The sequence below is a fragment of the Faecalicatena contorta genome, from assembly GCF_022835095.1.
Classification (GTDB): Bacteria; Bacillota; Clostridia; order Lachnospirales; family Lachnospiraceae; genus Faecalicatena; species Faecalicatena contorta.
Window position 1 is genome coordinate 2,051,708 of record NZ_BQNQ01000001.1, and the last position, 15,950, is coordinate 2,067,657.

At 49.9% G+C, this 15,950-nt stretch carries 13 protein-coding genes; 12 read left to right on the forward strand and 1 reads right to left on the reverse strand.

Going from position 1 to position 15,950, the window contains the following annotated elements; genetic code table 11:
* Positions 1–261 precede the first annotated feature (261 nt).
* From MWG26_RS09170 to MWG26_RS09210, 9 genes are all read left to right on the forward strand, one after another.
* Positions 262–1,719: an aminotransferase class I/II-fold pyridoxal phosphate-dependent enzyme gene (locus MWG26_RS09170; RefSeq protein ID WP_025657851.1), complete on the forward strand. Its 1,458-nt coding sequence runs from the start codon at positions 262–264 to the stop codon at positions 1,717–1,719.
* Positions 1,719–2,573, forward strand: a complete 855-nt coding sequence (gene speE, locus MWG26_RS09175) for a polyamine aminopropyltransferase (protein ID WP_025657850.1) — start codon at positions 1,719–1,721, stop codon at positions 2,571–2,573. The genes MWG26_RS09170 and speE overlap by 1 nt, the downstream gene beginning before the upstream one ends.
* Before the next feature lies 1 nt (position 2,574).
* A complete protein-coding gene (locus MWG26_RS09180; RefSeq protein ID WP_025657849.1) occupies positions 2,575–3,834 on the forward strand; it encodes a saccharopine dehydrogenase family protein in 1,260 nt (419 codons plus the stop codon).
* 209 nt (positions 3,835–4,043) lie between these two features.
* Complete coding sequence (nspC, locus tag MWG26_RS09185; RefSeq protein ID WP_025657848.1) at positions 4,044–5,186, forward strand: carboxynorspermidine decarboxylase; 1,143 nt, start codon at positions 4,044–4,046, stop codon at positions 5,184–5,186.
* On the forward strand, positions 5,186–6,298 hold the full coding sequence (gene aguA / locus MWG26_RS09190; RefSeq protein ID WP_025657847.1) for an agmatine deiminase: 1,113 nt from the start codon (positions 5,186–5,188) through the stop codon (positions 6,296–6,298). Before nspC ends, aguA begins: the two co-directional genes overlap by 1 nt.
* The gene (gene aguB, locus MWG26_RS09195; RefSeq protein ID WP_044927453.1) at positions 6,291–7,151 is read left to right on the forward strand and encodes an N-carbamoylputrescine amidase; all 861 of its coding nucleotides are present in this window, start codon (positions 6,291–6,293) and stop codon (positions 7,149–7,151) included. Before aguA ends, aguB begins: the two co-directional genes overlap by 8 nt.
* Positions 7,152–8,086: 935 nt before the next feature.
* The gene (gene sigG, locus MWG26_RS09200; protein ID WP_025657846.1) at positions 8,087–8,866 is read left to right on the forward strand and encodes an RNA polymerase sporulation sigma factor SigG; all 780 of its coding nucleotides are present in this window, start codon (positions 8,087–8,089) and stop codon (positions 8,864–8,866) included.
* Positions 8,867–8,996: 130 nt separating this feature from the next.
* Positions 8,997–9,650: an HAD family hydrolase gene (locus MWG26_RS09205; RefSeq protein WP_025657845.1), complete on the forward strand. Its 654-nt coding sequence runs from the start codon at positions 8,997–8,999 to the stop codon at positions 9,648–9,650.
* 18 nt (positions 9,651–9,668) lie between these two features.
* Positions 9,669–9,932 (forward strand): glyoxalase, encoded by a 264-nt coding sequence (locus MWG26_RS09210; RefSeq protein ID WP_025657844.1) that lies wholly within the window; start codon positions 9,669–9,671, stop codon positions 9,930–9,932.
* 39 nt (positions 9,933–9,971) lie between these two features.
* Here the strand turns inward: MWG26_RS09210 and MWG26_RS09215 are convergent, their stop codons facing one another.
* Positions 9,972–10,406 carry a hypothetical protein gene (locus tag MWG26_RS09215; protein ID WP_025657843.1) on the reverse strand — a complete coding sequence of 145 codons (435 nt, stop codon included), beginning with the start codon at positions 10,404–10,406 and terminating at the stop codon, positions 9,972–9,974.
* 173 nt (positions 10,407–10,579) lie between these two features.
* Here MWG26_RS09215 and pth point away from each other — a divergent pair, with 173 nt between their 5' ends.
* The 3 genes from pth to MWG26_RS09230 are packed head-to-tail and all read left to right on the forward strand — an operon-like array spanning position 10,580 to position 15,612.
* Positions 10,580–11,158: an aminoacyl-tRNA hydrolase gene (gene pth, locus MWG26_RS09220; protein ID WP_025657842.1), complete on the forward strand. Its 579-nt coding sequence runs from the start codon at positions 10,580–10,582 to the stop codon at positions 11,156–11,158.
* Positions 11,159–11,163: 5 nt separating this feature from the next.
* Positions 11,164–14,523: a transcription-repair coupling factor gene (gene mfd / locus MWG26_RS09225; RefSeq protein ID WP_025657841.1), complete on the forward strand. Its 3,360-nt coding sequence runs from the start codon at positions 11,164–11,166 to the stop codon at positions 14,521–14,523.
* 48 nt (positions 14,524–14,571) lie between these two features.
* Positions 14,572–15,612, forward strand: a complete 1,041-nt coding sequence (locus MWG26_RS09230) for a peptidylprolyl isomerase (protein WP_025657840.1) — start codon at positions 14,572–14,574, stop codon at positions 15,610–15,612.
* Positions 15,613–15,950 lie beyond the last annotated feature (338 nt).

The following is a 15,950-nucleotide window of genomic DNA, read 5'->3' on the forward strand; positions in this document are numbered from 1 at the left end:
AGAGGAGTAGTAAAAGTATATTTGCTGTATAGACTCTGATAAGAGGACAAATTGATTGTATACGCTGTGCGGATATTCTATCTTTCCAGAGGAAAGGCGGACTTTGTAACCCATAATGTATATGACAGGTAGTGTTGCTTTTGCACACTGCCTTTTTTGATATAGGAAATTATTCTGAAATTTCCTATTGCGAATGTTTTCTGTTTTGTGTTTTATATCTGCAAAACTTAACGAAATCACAGATACACAGGAGAAAGAAGAATGGATAAAAAGCGACAATTACAGGCACCGATTTACAGCGCTCTGGAGCGCTTCCGCAAGCAGCGGGTCGTACCTTTTGACGTGCCGGGCCATAAAAGAGGCAGAGGGAATCCGGAGCTGGTGGAACTGCTGGGGGAAAAATGCGTCGGAATCGATGTGAATTCCATGAAACCGCTGGATAATCTCTGCCATCCGGTTTCTGTAATCAAGGAGGCGGAGGAACTGGCGGCGGATGCGTTTGGCGCGGCACATGCCTTTCTGATGGTGGGCGGAACGACCTCCTCTGTGCAGAGCATGGTTCTCTCCGCGTGCAAAGCGGGGGATAAGATTATACTGCCCAGAAATGTACATAAAAGCGTGATCAATGCGCTGGTGCTTTGCGGAGCCGTTCCGGTATATATTGACCCGAAAGTAGACCAGCTGCTGGGGATTCCGCTGGGGATGGAGCTGGAGGACGTACGCAGTGCGATTGAAGAGCATCCAGATGCCTCCGCGGTCTTTGTTAATAATCCGACTTATTATGGAATCTGTTCTGATATCAGGAGCATTGTGGAGCTGGCGCACAGCAAGGGAATGCTGGTGCTGGCAGACGAGGCTCACGGGACGCATCTTTATTTCGGCCAGGGTCTGCCCTGTTCTGGTATGGAGGCGGGGGCAGATATGGCCGCAGTCAGTATGCATAAATCCGGAGGGAGCCTGACGCAGAGTTCCCTGCTTCTTCTGGGACCGGGCATGAACGAGCGCTATGTCTCCCAGATCGTGAACCTTACCCAGACGACCAGTGCTTCCTATCTGTTAATGGCAAGCCTGGACATCTCGAGGAGGAACCTGGCGTTAAGAGGCGAGGAGACTTTCCAGAAGGTAGCGCAGATGGCGGAATACGCCAGAGAGGAGATCAATGGGATCGGGGGGTATTATGCCTATGGTTCCGAACTAAAGAACGGCGGCAGTATCTTTGATTTCGATGTGACCAAGCTGGCTGTCTATACGCGGGACATCGGGCTGGCCGGGATTGAGGTTTATGACCTGCTGCGTGATGAGTATGACATACAGATTGAATTCGGGGATATCAGTAATATATTGGCCTATATATCTATCGGGGACCGGCTGCAGGACATAGAGCGGCTTGTGGGGGCTCTGGCGGATATCAAGCGGCTGTACCGGGAGCCAAAGAAGAATGTTTTTCTGGCGGAATATATCGCCCCGGTTGTGGTAACAACGCCGCAGCAGGCATTTTATGCGGAGAAGGAGAGCCTGCCGATTGAGGAGACCGCGGGAAGGGTCTGCGGGGAATTTGTTATGTGTTATCCTCCGGGAATCCCAATTCTGGCTCCGGGCGAGCAGATTACGGAAAAACTGATCCACTATATCCGGTTTGCACAGGATAAGGGATGTTCTATGCAGGGGCCGGAGAGCCTGGATCTTTCAAGGCTGAATGTGCTAAAGGAGGATGGTTGATGGATTTTTGGGTAAGTGAGATGCATACCAATAATGTAAAGATCTCGATTCGTGCAGAGAGGCAGCTGTTTAGCGCGCAGAGCGAATTTCAGCGGCTGGATATTTTCGAGACGCCTGAATTCGGAAAAGTACTGACCTCGAACGGAAATGTGATATTTACGGAGAAAGATGAATTTATTTACGATGAAATGATTGTCCATGTGCCTATGGCGGTGCATCCTCATGTCAAAAATGTACTGGTGCTGGGCGGCGGGGACGGCGGAGTGGCGAGAGAGCTGTCGTATTATGAGGAGATAGAGCATATTGATGTAGTCGAGGCGGACCAGCTGTTTGTCTATGCGTGCCGGGAACATTTTCCGGAGGATGCAAACGGGCTGGATGACGACAGGGTGTCTATGTATTATGAGGACGGACTGAAGTTCCTGCGCTCCAGACAGGATGCCTATGACCTGATCATTAATGACTGTACGGATCCCCTGGGGCATGCAGCGGGGCTGTTCACCAAGGAATTTTACGGAAGCTGTTTCCAGGCGCTGCATGAGGACGGGATCATGGTGTATCAGCATGGAAGTCCTTTCTATGCTGAGGACGAGGAAAGCTGCCGGATCATGCACAGAAAAGCATACCGCAGTTTTCCCGTAAACAGGGTCTATCAGGCCCATATCCCCACCTGCCCTGCAGGCTACTGGCTGTTCGGCTTTGCATCGAAAAAGTACCATCCACTCAGAAACCTGGACGCTAAGAGATGGAGAGAACGGGAAATACAGACGAGATATTACACGACAAACTTGCATACAGGGGCATTTATGCTCCCCAGATATGTGGAGGATTTATTAGAAGAGGAGGAAGTTTGATATGAGCAGAATATTAGTGATCGGTTGTGGAGGCGTTGCTTCGGTTGCCATCAGAAAATGCTGTCAGAATGAGAAGGTATTTACGGAACTTTGTATTGCAAGCAGGACAAAAGCGAAGTGCGATGCACTTAGGGAAAAGCTGGAAGGGAAAACATCCGTAAAAATTACAACCGCACAGGTGGACGCAGACCATGTATCGGAGGCTGCGGCATTGATCCGCAGTTATCAGCCGGATGCGGTTTTGAATCTGGCGCTGCCATATCAGGATCTCTCTATCATGGAAGCCTGTCTGGAGTGCGGCGTCCATTACATCGATTCCGCGAACTACGAGCCGGAGGATACGGATGATCACGCGTGGCGTGCAGTCTATGAAAAACGCTGCAGGGAGAAAGGATTTACCGCGTATTTTGATTACAGCTGGCAGTGGGAGTACAATGAAAAATTTCGGGAAAAGAATCTCACCGCGCTGCTTGGATCCGGATTTGACCCCGGGGTGACAAGTGTATTTACCGCCTATGCAATGAAACATTATTTTGACGAGATCCATACGATTGATATACTGGATTGCAACGGCGGGGACCACGGCTATCCGTTTGCAACCAATTTTAACCCGGAGATCAATCTGAGAGAGGTGTCTGCAAACGGGAGCTACTGGGAGGACGGCCACTGGGTAGAGACTGAACCGATGGAAATAAAGCGCACCTATGATTTTCCACAGGTGGGGCCAAAAGAGATGTATCTTCTGCACCATGAGGAGATCGAATCTCTGGCCGTGCATGTTCCGGGAGTGAAGCGTATCCGTTTCTTCATGACCTTTGGAGAGAGCTATCTCACCCATATGAAATGCCTGGAAAATGTAGGGATGCTCTCCACCAGCCCGATTGTTTTTGAGGGAAAGGAAATTGTCCCCATCCAGTTTCTGAAAGCGCTGCTTCCGGATCCTGCCACACTCGGACCGCGCACAAAGGGAAAGACGAATATTGGATGTATTTATACAGGCGTGAAGGATGGACAGGAGAAAACCATCTATATCTATAACGTGTGCGATCACGAGGAATGCTACCGGGAGGTGGAAAGCCAGGCTATCAGTTATACCACAGGGGTACCGGCGATGATCGGGACTGCATTGGTTGCTTCGGGTATTTGGAATAAAAGGGGTGCTGTGAACCTGGAAGAACTGGATCCGGATCCGTTTATGGATATGCTGAACCAGTACGGCCTTCCCTGGGTGGTGGATGAAAATCCTGAAACCGTGGAGTAGGGGAACCCACATCCGGCAGGAGGTACGGCAGGGTAACAGTTCAGACAGGTCTGAACTGTTACGCATCCAGCCCATTGAAATTCGCCTGCGGCGAAGGGCTGAATGCCGGCAACCACTATGCTTTCTTACGGTCTGCGCAGTAAATGCGCAGACCTGTCTGAACTTTTACTCGGCAGGCCGCATAATCATGAAAACACGAGGAAAGAGTAGTGAAAGAAAACTTATTAAGAACAGAAGACCTTAGGACACCGGTTTATCTTGTGGATGAAGCAAAACTGGAGCATAATCTGGAGATACTTGAAAGCGTGCAGGAGGAGACAGGATGCAGAATACTTCTGGCTCAGAAAGCATTTTCCATGTATCGGGTGTATCCGATGGTCCGGCATTATCTTGCGGGCGCTACCGCAAGCGGACTGTATGAGGCGAGGCTAGCTGCGGAGGAGATGGGCGGAGAGAATCACGTATTTTCTCCTGCGTATACCGCAGAAGAGATGGAGAAGCTCTGCAGGATTTGCAGCCATATCAGCTTCAATTCGATTGCACAGCTTGAGCGCCACCGGCCCTTGTGGGAAACGAAGGGGATCAGTGCAGGGCTTCGGATTAACCCGGAGTACTCTACTCAGGAGGGGCCTGCCATTTATGATCCCTGTGCGCCGGGATCGAGGCTTGGAATCCGGCGGGATCAGTTTCCGGAGCGGCTTCCGGCAGGGGTGGAAGGCCTGCATGTCCATACACTCTGTGAGCAGGATGCGGCCCCGCTTGTGGAGACGTTCGAGGCGGTGGAGGAGAAGTTCGGGGAATACCTTCACCAGATTCGATGGCTTAATCTCGGAGGCGGACACCACATCACAAGGCCGGGATATGATATTGCTGTATTGAAGGACCTGCTCTGCCGGATACGGGATACCTACCATGTACAGGTTTATCTGGAGCCAGGGGAAGCGGTTGCACTGAGTGCAGGATATCTGATCACGGAAGTGATGGATATTGTGGAGAATGTACCTCCGGTTTTGATACTCGATGCATCCGCAGCCTGCCATATGCCGGATGTGCTGGAGATGCCTTACCGCCCGCCTCTGAGGGATAGCGGTAAACCGGGGGAAAAGGCGGTTACATGCACTCTTGGCTGCAGAACCTGTCTGGCAGGGGATGTAATTGGAGATTACAGCTTTGACGAGATGCCCAGAATCGGGGAACGCCTGGTGTTTGAAGATATGGCAATCTACACGATGGTGAAAAATAATACTTTTAACGGTATGCCGCTGCCGGACATTGCGCTTCTCAGAAAAGACGGGATGTGCGAGGTTGTAAAACGGTTTGGCTATCAAGATTTTAAGGAGCGTTTATCCTGATGAATAAGTTGACAACGCCGCGGGAAGACGGCTATTTTATGCCTGCAGAATTTGCGCCTCACGAGGCTGTTATTTTAATCTGGCCGGTGCGGCCGGGAAGCTGGGGAAAGAATCCTGAGAGGGCAAGGAAGGCATTTTTAGAGATTATACGAGAGGCATCCCGGAGTGAAAAAGTATATTTACTGGCAGACCGGGAACATAAGGAAGAGGCGGTACGCGCGGCAGGCAGGTTTGCGGAAGTTCTGGCAGTGGGGAGCGATGATGCCTGGGCCAGGGACGTGGCCCCCACTTTCGTAACCAATGGAAGGGATGTCAGGGGCATCAGCTGGCGTTTTAATGCCTGGGGCGGCAGCATAGACGGCTTGTATGCCTCCTGGGATAAAGACGATGCGGTTGCAGGTGTGCTTCTGGACAAACTGGGTTATTTCTGCTATGATGCCGGAGATTTTGTGCTGGAGGGCGGTTCTATCCATTCTGATGGGGAGGGAACCATATTGACAACAAGGAGCTGCCTGCTCAGCCCCGGCAGGAATCCGCGGCTGTCAAAGCTGCAGATTGAGGATAAATTAAAGCAATATCTGGGAGCCGAAAAGATATTGTGGCTGCCCAGGGGAATCTATATGGATGAGACGAATGAACATGTGGATAACGTCTGTGCGTTTACTGCGCCAGGAGAGGTTGTGCTTGCCTGGACAGATGACCGTGAGGATCCCCAGTATGAACTTTCCAGGGCCTGCCTGGATTATCTGGAAAAACAGACGGATGCAAAAGGCCGCCGGCTGACCGTGCACAGGCTGCCTATACCTGATGTACCCGTGAGGGTCACACGAGAAGAAGTGGAGCAGTTTGTGTTTGAAGCCGGAGAAGATATGCGGGAAGCCGGGGAACGGCTGGCCGCCAGTTATGTGAATTTTTATTTTACCAACGATGCCGTGCTGGTGCCTCAGTTCGGTGGTGACAATGAAGAAAGTGACAGGCGTGCGCTGGAAATACTGCGGCCCCTGTGTCCGGGACGCAGGGTGACAGGGATAGACAGCAGGGCGATTTTGCTTGGAGGCGGCAATATCCACTGTATTACCCAGCAGATTCCAGAAGGAGGAGGAAATGAGTGAGGTTACGGTTGCTGTGATTCAGATGCAGTGTACTGCAGATGTACAGCAGAATATGAAAACAGCAGAACGGCTGGTCAGGCAGGCGGCAGAGCAGGGCGGTCAGGTGATTCTGCTTCCGGAACTGTTCGAGCGGCAGTATTTCTGCCAGGAACGGCGATATGAATACTATAGCTATGCGCTTCCGACAGAGGACAATCCTGCGGTGCGTGCAATGCAGAACCTGGCAGGTGAGCTGGGGCTTGTGATTGTGGTCAGCTTTTATGAGCGGGCGCAGAACACACTGTATAACTCTGCTGCTGTGGTGGATGCAGACGGCAGCCTGCTGGGAGTGTACCGGAAGACACATATTCCGGATGATCATTTTTATCAGGAAAAATTTTATTTTACACCGGGAGACACCGGATTTACCGTGTGGGATACAAGATATGGCCGGATTGGAGTCGGGATCTGCTGGGATCAGTGGTTTCCGGAGACGGCTAGAAGCCTGGCGTTGAAAGGAGCGGATGTGATCCTGTATCCGACTGCCATAGGCAGTGAACCGATTCTGGACTGTGACAGCTCGGGACATTGGAGAAGAGCTATGCAGGGCCACGCGGCGGTCAATATCGTGCCGGTGGCGGCTGCCAACAGGTTCGGGCTGGAAAAAGTAGAGCCATGTCCGGAAAATGCGGGCCAGAGTTCCAGCCTGGTGTTCTATGGCAGCAGTTTTATAACCGATGAAACAGGAGCAGTTCTGTGCCAGGCGGGCAGAGATACGGAAAACGTGCTGTGCGCCCGGTTTGATTTCGAGAAGATCAGAAGAGAAAGGCTGGAATGGGGGCTTTTCAGGGATCGGAGGCCAGAGTGGTATTGAGTTGACGAGATTTAGACTCGTCGACGGATGGGGGGCGCACCGTAAAGGGATAGCCGGGAAGCGCCGGAAGAGTATATGCCCGGCGGAAGTGCAACCCGTACATTAAGAAATTCTAAGCAGAAAAAGGCAGAAAATTGGAGCACAGCTGACACATCGTAAGAAATCTGATGATTTCTCACGCTGGGTCAGCAGAAAACGCGCTTCGGAAGCACGTTTTCTCTCCAATTTTCTGCCTTTTTCTGCTAAGAATTTCTAAGATGTACTCCAGCATTTCCGCCGGGCATATACTCTTCCGGCGCTTCCCGGCTATCCCTTTACGGTGCTGCGTGCATCCAATCGGCAGGCAAGAACAGTTCGTCAGGAGGGCTCCAAACGGGGGCAGTGTATGAATTCGTTCTTTCCATTGATAAATGAATGCAGATTTTTGGTTCCACAAGCGAATCAATACGCTGCCCCGGTTCCGAGCCTCCCGAGTTGACAATCATAACTACCGATTGGATGCACTCAGCGAAATGAAGGGAGAGACGCAAGCCTCCCAAGTGCACATATGCCGTTTCGAGGTGCTAAAGCGGATCTTAGAAATTCTTGGAAGCCGGCAGCCGAAAAAGTAGGGAAATTTTGTGATCACCGAATCACAAAATTAGGCGGCCCAGCGCGAGAAATCATCGGATTTCTCGTGATGTGCCGCCGGTGCCCTGCTTTTTTTAGCTGCCGGCTTCCTAGAATTTCTTAGGTCCGCGTCCGCATATCGAAACGGCATATGTGCACTTGGGAGGCTTGCGTCTCTCCCTTCATTTCGCGCCCCCCTTCATCAATTCCCCCTTTCATTTGTCAAGGTCTAAAACTTTTTTTAATTTGCGCATCTTCGAATAACCCGCCTTCAGATTGAGAATGATTTTACTAGATTCAAATTTTCATCTAGGAGGGTTTATATTATGGCACTGAATAAAGTTGAATTGTGTGGGGTTAATACGGCGAAGCTTCCGCTCTTAAAGGAAGAAGAAAAAGAAGCTTTGTTTGTGAGAATCAAGGCAGGAGATGAGGAGGCCCGTGAGGAATATATTAAGGGCAATCTCCGCCTCGTTTTGAGTGTGATCAAGCGGTTTTCCAACAGCAACGAAAATGCGGATGACCTGTTTCAGATTGGCTGCGTGGGGCTGATGAAGGCGGTGGATCATTTTGACCCGGACAGACTGGTGAAGTTCTCTACTTATGCGGTGCCCATGATTATCGGAGAAATCAGGAGATATCTGCGGGATAATAATTCCATCCGGGTCAGCCGCTCCCTGCGTGATACGGCCTATAAAGCAATTTACGCAAAGGAAGGCTACATGAAGAAACATCTGAAAGAACCTACCGTGCAGGAGATTGCCGAGGAGATCGGAATCTCAAAAGAGGATATCGTCTTTGCACTGGACGCGATTCAGATGCCGATGAGCCTGCATGAACCAGTATATAGCGATGGCGGCGACACGCTTTACGTGATGGATCAGGTCAGTGACAAAAAAAATAAAGAAGAAAACTGGGTGGAGGAGCTGTCCCTTGAGGCTGCTATGGAACGCCTGAATGAAAGGGAACGCTATATCATTACCTTAAGGTTTTTCGAGGGAAAAACGCAGATGGAAGTCGCAGAGGAGATTAAAATATCCCAGGCTCAGGTGAGCCGGCTGGAGAAAAATGCGCTCAAGGTCATGAAACAGTATCTGCTGGGCTAAAATAACTGCTATGCATACCAGGGCCCTGCACTGAAACAAAAATATATAGAATCCCTGTATTTTATGGTTGAAATTTCCATGACTTCATACTATTATAAACGTAGACTAAAGGAGGGTATGGAGAGGAACCATGTATAAACTATGCATTTTTGATTTAGACGGAACTTTAACGGATACGTTGGATTCTCTGACTTTTTCTGTGAATGAGACATTGAAGGAGATGGGGCTTTCCCCGATCACCAGTGAACAGTGCCGCATGTTTGTGGGAAATGGAGCAAGGGTATTGATGGAGAAGGCGTTGTGGGAAAGCGCCAAGGCTGGTCCGGAAAGGCTGGACGAGGCAATGGAGATATACGGCCGTATATTTGACGCTAACTGCACATATCATGTAATACCATATGACGGTATCTTAAAGCTCCTGGAGGGCATGAAGGCGCGCGGTATCTGTCTGGCAGTGCTGTCCAACAAACCTGACAGGCAGACCGTGCATGTGGTGGAAGAGATATTCGGTAAGGATACGTTTCAATGGATTCAGGGCCAGAAAGAAGGCATACCCAGAAAGCCGGATCCTTATGCCGCCCTGCAGATTGCCGGGAGGTTTGGGGCTGAGCCGGAAGAGTCACTGTATGTAGGCGATTCGGAAGTGGACATTGCAACCGGCAGGGCAGCCGGGATGAAGACCATAGGAGTGTCCTGGGGCTTTCGGGGAAGAGCTGCGCTTGCAGAGGCGGGAGCCGTGCATGTTGTAGATTCTCCGGAGGAGATTCTGAATTTGATTACTTAAAAGGGAGGGAAAAGAATCATGTATGAATATGATGATGAGTGTCTGCTTACATTTCTAAAGAAGCAGTCTCAGCTATTTGATGAGCCGGTGGCAGAGACCATCGAGGCAGCGGAGGCTTTCCTGGAGGACTGCATGGCCGCAGTCGTGGATTCCCTTGATGAGGTGAGGGAATATTTTGAGGAAAGCGGGATTGACGTGGATGGAATGTCGGACGAAGAACTGGAAGAGGCGTCCGAGGTCTTTGCACTTCCGAACGGACAATATTTGATTGTGGAAGGTTAATCCGAATACTTAAAGCAATGAAACACAAAAGCCGCAGCATCATTTCACTGCGGCTTTTTCTGTGGCCTCTTTTATGGCATCCAGAATAACCTGGGATGTATAGGGGGTGTCGTCTGACAGTGAGATATCCTCCAGGGACTGCTTCTCATAGACCTGATCTGCTATATCTTCGATTGCCGGCTGAATCAGAGGAAACATGGTGGTCATTGCCTCATCCAGATTGGAAAATCGGATAGAATTGATATGGGATTCATCTACGGATACTTCCACTTCTAGATTTGTATTGTTTAACGTCAGCGTCGAGGTATAGACTCCCGGAGTATACTGCTTTTTCGCATCTGCACTCTTATCTTTTCCGCCGGGACGGAACATGACAATCAGCAGTATGATCAGAAGAATGCCAAGTGCCGCGAAGACTGCCGTATAGATGATTTCTTTCATATGCAGAACAATAATTTTTGTTTTGGAACCCATTGAAGAGACCTCCCGTGTTAGTCAATTTTACTTCCCTGTAATGGGCAGGTAAGGAAAACTGTCCATTGCGCTTTTTATAAGTGTATGACGTGAAGGGAAAAAATATTCGCGTCTTTTGCGTGACAAATAGAATGGCATCCTGTAAAATGGATAAGAATGAAGAGGTGAAAAGGATGTATATCATAGCAGGTCTGGGAAATCCGGACAGACAATATGAAGGTACGAGACATAATGTGGGATTCGAAGTGATAGATACCATTGCTTCGAAATATAATATAGCAGTGGACACGAAAAAACACAGAGCCTTCATTGGCAAGGGTGTGATAGGCGGGCAGAAGGTAATTCTGGCAAAACCGCAGACATATATGAACCTGAGTGGAGAGAGCATTATCAGCCTTGTGGAATATTATAAGATTGATGAAGAACAGGAACTGATCGTAATATACGATGATGTCAGCCTGGGGGTCGGGAAGCTCCGCATCCGTGCAAAAGGCAGTGCCGGCGGCCACAATGGAATCAAAAATATCATCGCTCATCTTGGAAGTGAGGTATTTCCCAGGATTAAAATAGGAGTTGGTGAGAAACCGCCCAAATATGATCTGGCGGACTATGTACTTGGACATTTTACCAAGGCGGAGCACGAGTTGATGGAGGAAGGTTATGGGAATGCGGTTCATGCCATAGAGATGATAATATCCGGTGAGATTCAGGCTGCAATGAATGAGTATAACCGGAAAAAGAAGGAAGAGTAGAGAATATGCAGGCTTTTTTAGCGCCGCTTGCCGAGCTGGCGGAGTACAAGGAGATATTCGGCAGACGAAAGAAAAACAGCGGGGTTCTGCAGATTACAGGCTGCGTCAATTCCCAGAAAACACATTTAATGTATGCACTGAGCGATGGTTGTTATTATAAAATCATCGCTTTTTCCAGTGATGAAAAGGCAAAGAAGGCTTATGAGGAATACCGGTTCCTGGATGATAATGTGTATCTGTATCCGGCGAAGGACCTTCTGTTTTACCATGCGGACATCAAGGGAAAGTACCTGATTAAGCAGCGGATGGAGGTGGTGCGTGCCATACTTGAGGCGGAGGAAATGGAGAGCCGGGGGAAGGGCGGAATCACGGTTATCACAACGATGGACGCTTTTTTGGATGGTATGCCTCCTCTGCGGGAAATTGCAAAACGCAGGATTCATGTGGAAGGGACGGGGACACTGGATTTAATAAAGCTGCAGGAAAAGCTTTCCGCAATCGGTTACGAACGGGAGGTTGAGATCGAAGGCCCCGGGCAGTATGCGGTCAGGGGAGGTATACTGGATGTGTTCCCTCTGACGGAGGAGCTACCGGTCCGCATTGAACTGTGGGGGGACGAGGTGGATTCCATCCGGACTTTTGATGTGGAAAGCCAGCGGTCGATCGAGAACCTGGATGATGTGGACATTTATCCAGCAGCGGAATTCCTTGGAGAGCGCGGGAAAAGCGTCTCTTTCCTGGATTATTTCCCAAAGGAAAAGAGTCTGTTGTTTTTGGATGAGCCTCTGCGTCTGGCAGAACATGCGGATGAGACCGCAGAGGAGTATCTGAACAGCCGGAAAAACAGGGAAGAAGCCGGAATGCAGGAGGAAGAGGAACCGGAAATCTTTTCTACGAAGGTGATTGTAGAAAAGATGAATCAGTATTACGGCATCGGCCTGACAACGCTGGAATCTAAATGCGGCGGGTTTCATGTGCGGGATACCTACAGCCTGCAGACGAAAGGGGTCAATCCGTACAACAACAGCTTCGAGATGCTAACAAGAGACCTGAAGCGCCTGAAAAGGAGCGGTTACCGGGTGATACTGCTTTCCGGTTCCCGGACCCGTGCAAGACGGCTCGCCGAGGATCTGCGGGATTATGATCTGAGTAGTTTTTACAGCGAGGATATGCACCGGGAAGTGCAGCCGGGGGAGATCATGGCTGCCTACGGACATGTTGCGGAGGGGTACGAGTACCCGATGCTGAAGTTTATGGTGATATCCGAGACGGATATTTTCGGAAAGCAGAAGCGCAAAAAACGGCGCAGGACCTATGAAGGCCAGAAAATCCAGAATTTTTCCGAACTCAAGGTAGGCGACTATGTCGTCCATGAAAATCACGGTCTGGGGATCTACCAGGGGATTGAGAAGATCGAAGTCGACAAAGTAACAAAGGATTATATGAAGATTTCTTATGCAGGCGGTGGGGCGCTGTATATTCTGGCTACCCAGCTGGATCTGATCCAGAAGTATGCCGGTGCGGATGCGAAAAAACCGAAGCTGAACAAGCTGGGCACCAGCCAGTGGACAAAAACAAAGAGCCAGGTGCGCAGGGCCGTCAGGGCAGTGGCAAAGGATCTGGTGGAGCTTTATGCGGCAAGACAGGAGTCCCAGGGATTTGTATATGAACCGGATACCGTGTGGCAGAAGGAATTCGAGGAGATGTTTCCTTTCGAAGAGACTGATGACCAGCTGCAGGCGATTGCGGACACAAAGCGGGACATGGAAAGCAAAAAGATCATGGACCGGCTGATCTGCGGGGATGTGGGCTACGGAAAGACGGAGATCGCGATCCGGGCGGCTTTCAAGGCGGTACAGGAAGGAAAACAGGTGGTCTATCTGGTACCGACTACGATTCTGGCCCAGCAGCACTACAATACCTTTGTGCAGCGGATGCGGGATTTTCCGGTCAGGGTAGACCTTCTGTGCCGGTTCCGCACAACGGCTCAGCAAAAGAAGACAGTGGAGGATTTAAAAAAAGGGCTGGTGGATATCGTGATCGGCACCCACAGAGTGCTTTCTAAGGACGTACAGTTTAAAGACCTGGGGCTGCTCGTGATCGATGAGGAACAGCGTTTTGGTGTTACCCATAAAGAGAAGATCAAAAAGCTCCGGGAGAATGTGGATGTTCTGACGCTGACCGCAACGCCGATCCCGAGGACGCTCCATATGAGCCTGATCGGAATCCGGGATATGAGCGTCCTGGAGGAGGCCCCTATGGACAGAATGCCGATCCAGACCTATGTCATGGAATACAATGACGAGATGGTCCGGGAGGCTATAGAGAGGGAACTGTCCAGGGACGGGCAGGTATACTATGTTTACAACCGGGTTAGTGATATCGCGGATGTGGCGGGGAGAATTCAGAAGCTGGTGCCGGACGCAGCCGTTTCCTTCGCGCATGGACAGATGAATGAACGCCAGTTGGAAAACATTATGTATGATTTTATCAACGGGGATATTGATGTTCTGGTATCCACAACGATCATCGAGACCGGACTGGACATCTCCAACGTGAACACCATGATTATCCACGATGCGGACCGCCTGGGGCTGTCACAGCTGTATCAGCTCCGGGGGCGCGTGGGCAGGTCCAGCCGGATGGCCTATGCATTTTTATTGTACAGAAGGGATAAGATGCTCAAAGAAGTGGCAGAAAAACGCCTTGCGGCCATCCGGGAATTTACGGATCTGGGTTCCGGGTTTAAGATCGCGATGCGGGATCTGGAGATCCGCGGAGCGGGCAACCTTCTCGGGGAAGAGCAGCACGGCCATATGGAGGCAGTTGGATACGATCTGTACTGTAAGATGCTCAATGAAGCGGTGAAGCAGCTCAAAGGCGAGATGGAGGAGGATGTTTACACCACAACGATGGACCTCAATATTGACGCTTATATTCCGGAATCCTATATCCCGAACGAATATCAGAAACTGGATATATATAAACGGATTGCCAGCATTGAGAATGAGGAAGAGATGGATGATATGATAGAAGAACTGATTGACCGTTTTGGGGATATTCCAAGGAAGGTGCAGCAGCTTTTGAATATTGCAGGTCTGAAAGCGCTTGCCCATTCCGCCTATGTGACCGCGGTCGAGCAGAAAGGGGATGCTTATCAGTTTACCATGTATGAAAAAGCGAAGGTACAGCCGCAGAAAATCCCGGGCCTTTTACAGGCCTATCATGGGAGCCTGGTGTTCAAAGCAGATGATCCTCCGTACTTCCTGTACCAGAAGAAAGGACGCAGCGGACGGGAGAAGGATGAGAACGTGCTGGAATTGGTGAAAAAGGTGTTAAATGACATAAAAGGCTTGTTAGAATAAGAAAAACAAGCTATAATAATGAAGTTAAAATGTACGTAGGAGGATGTTATGGGACAGTTCAGAAAAAGAGTGATGATAATGGCTGCTGCGGGCCTTATCGCGGTATCTTCCCTGGCTGGGTGCAGCCGCTCTATGAATAATGATGCCGTAGTTGCCGAAGTAGGAGAAGACAAGATTGTGCTGGGGGTTGCCAATTTTTATGCAAGAATGCAGCAGGCGCAGTATGAGACATATTATGCCGGGATGATGGGTACCACCGGCGAGGCCATGTGGACACAGGAAGTAGAAGAGGGCAAGACCTATGAGGATACGACAAAGGAAAGTACCTTGAAAGCAATCGAGGACATGTATCTCCTGAAGCAGCACGCGGCCGATTATCAAGTGGAACTGACCGACGATGATAAAAAGGCGATTAAGAAGGCCGCTGAAGCCTTTGTGGAAGACAACACGCTGGAGGACAAAGAGGTTGTTTCCGGTTACGAGAAGTACGTCAAGACATTTCTGGAGCTGGCAACCATTCAGGCAAAGATGAATGCTCCGATGAAAGAAGGCGTGGACGAAGAGGTTTCCGACGAAGAAGCGGCGCAGAAGAGTATGCAGTATGTGCTGTTCTCCTATAATAAGACAGATGAGGAAGGTAATTCAGAAGCCATGACAGACGATGAAAAGTCGGCCCTGAAAGAAACCGCAGAGGAGTTTGCAGAAGACCTAAAAGATAGTGACGGTCGGGATTTGGAGGCAGCGGCATCCGAAGCCGGTCTGGAAGTACAGACAGCAACCTTTGATTCCGAATCCACATCGCCCACGGCTGACCTGGTAAAGGCAGCAGATGCGCTGGAGGAAGGCGATGTAACCGGCATCGTAGAATCTGACAATGGAATCTACGTAGCAAAGCTGACCAGCAACCTGGACAGGGAGGCCACAGACGCCAAGAAGGAATCCATCGTGGAGGAAAGAAAGCAGGAACAGTACGATTCTCTCCTGGAACAGTGGAGAAAAGATACAAAGATAACAGAACATGAAAAAGTATGGAAAAAAGTAAAATTTGAAAAGCAGGGTGTGACCATAATGCAGAGCGAGGATGAATAGGTAACGGGTTTTCGTCTTGTTGGCAAATGGGGACGCTTCATGACAGCCCCAGTACCTTCCCGGCAGCCCTGTCATGAAGCTGGTTCATCCAATCGGGAGGATAATATACATTCATTTGGGGCCTCTGGGCGGGAGCAGCGGATGTGAACTGGCTATGCGCAGCGTGTTTTCTTCGGTATGCTTTTGTCTGTCCCCGTCTCGTTCAACGCTAGGCTTCCCCCCATCAAAAAACATTTTATACTTGAAGTTTTCTTGATGTGATGGTAGAATATTAAGAGTTCGTGAGGGAGTAATTAGCGTAGTGCATACGTGGTAAGTCAACATACTGGCCGAGGAGG

Bases quoted from the DNA above. Each gene is read 5' to 3' on its own strand.
- MWG26_RS09170 (WP_025657851.1), top strand. From the start codon at position 262: ATGGATAAAAAGCGACAATTACAGGCACCGATTTACAGCGCTCTGGAG.
- speE (WP_025657850.1), top strand. From the start codon at position 1,719: ATGGATTTTTGGGTAAGTGAGATGCATACCAATAATGTAAAGATCTCG.
- MWG26_RS09180 (WP_025657849.1), top strand. From the start codon at position 2,575: ATGAGCAGAATATTAGTGATCGGTTGTGGAGGCGTTGCTTCGGTTGCC.
- aguA (WP_025657847.1), top strand. From the start codon at position 5,186: ATGAATAAGTTGACAACGCCGCGGGAAGACGGCTATTTTATGCCTGCA.
- aguB (WP_044927453.1), top strand. From the start codon at position 6,291: ATGAGTGAGGTTACGGTTGCTGTGATTCAGATGCAGTGTACTGCAGAT.
- sigG (WP_025657846.1), top strand. From the start codon at position 8,087: ATGGCACTGAATAAAGTTGAATTGTGTGGGGTTAATACGGCGAAGCTT.
- MWG26_RS09205 (WP_025657845.1), top strand. From the start codon at position 8,997: ATGTATAAACTATGCATTTTTGATTTAGACGGAACTTTAACGGATACG.
- MWG26_RS09210 (WP_025657844.1), top strand. From the start codon at position 9,669: ATGTATGAATATGATGATGAGTGTCTGCTTACATTTCTAAAGAAGCAG.
- MWG26_RS09215 (WP_025657843.1), bottom strand. From the start codon at position 10,406: ATGGGTTCCAAAACAAAAATTATTGTTCTGCATATGAAAGAAATCATC.
- pth (WP_025657842.1), top strand. From the start codon at position 10,580: ATGTATATCATAGCAGGTCTGGGAAATCCGGACAGACAATATGAAGGT.
- mfd (WP_025657841.1), top strand. From the start codon at position 11,164: ATGCAGGCTTTTTTAGCGCCGCTTGCCGAGCTGGCGGAGTACAAGGAG.
- MWG26_RS09230 (WP_025657840.1), top strand. From the start codon at position 14,572: ATGGGACAGTTCAGAAAAAGAGTGATGATAATGGCTGCTGCGGGCCTT.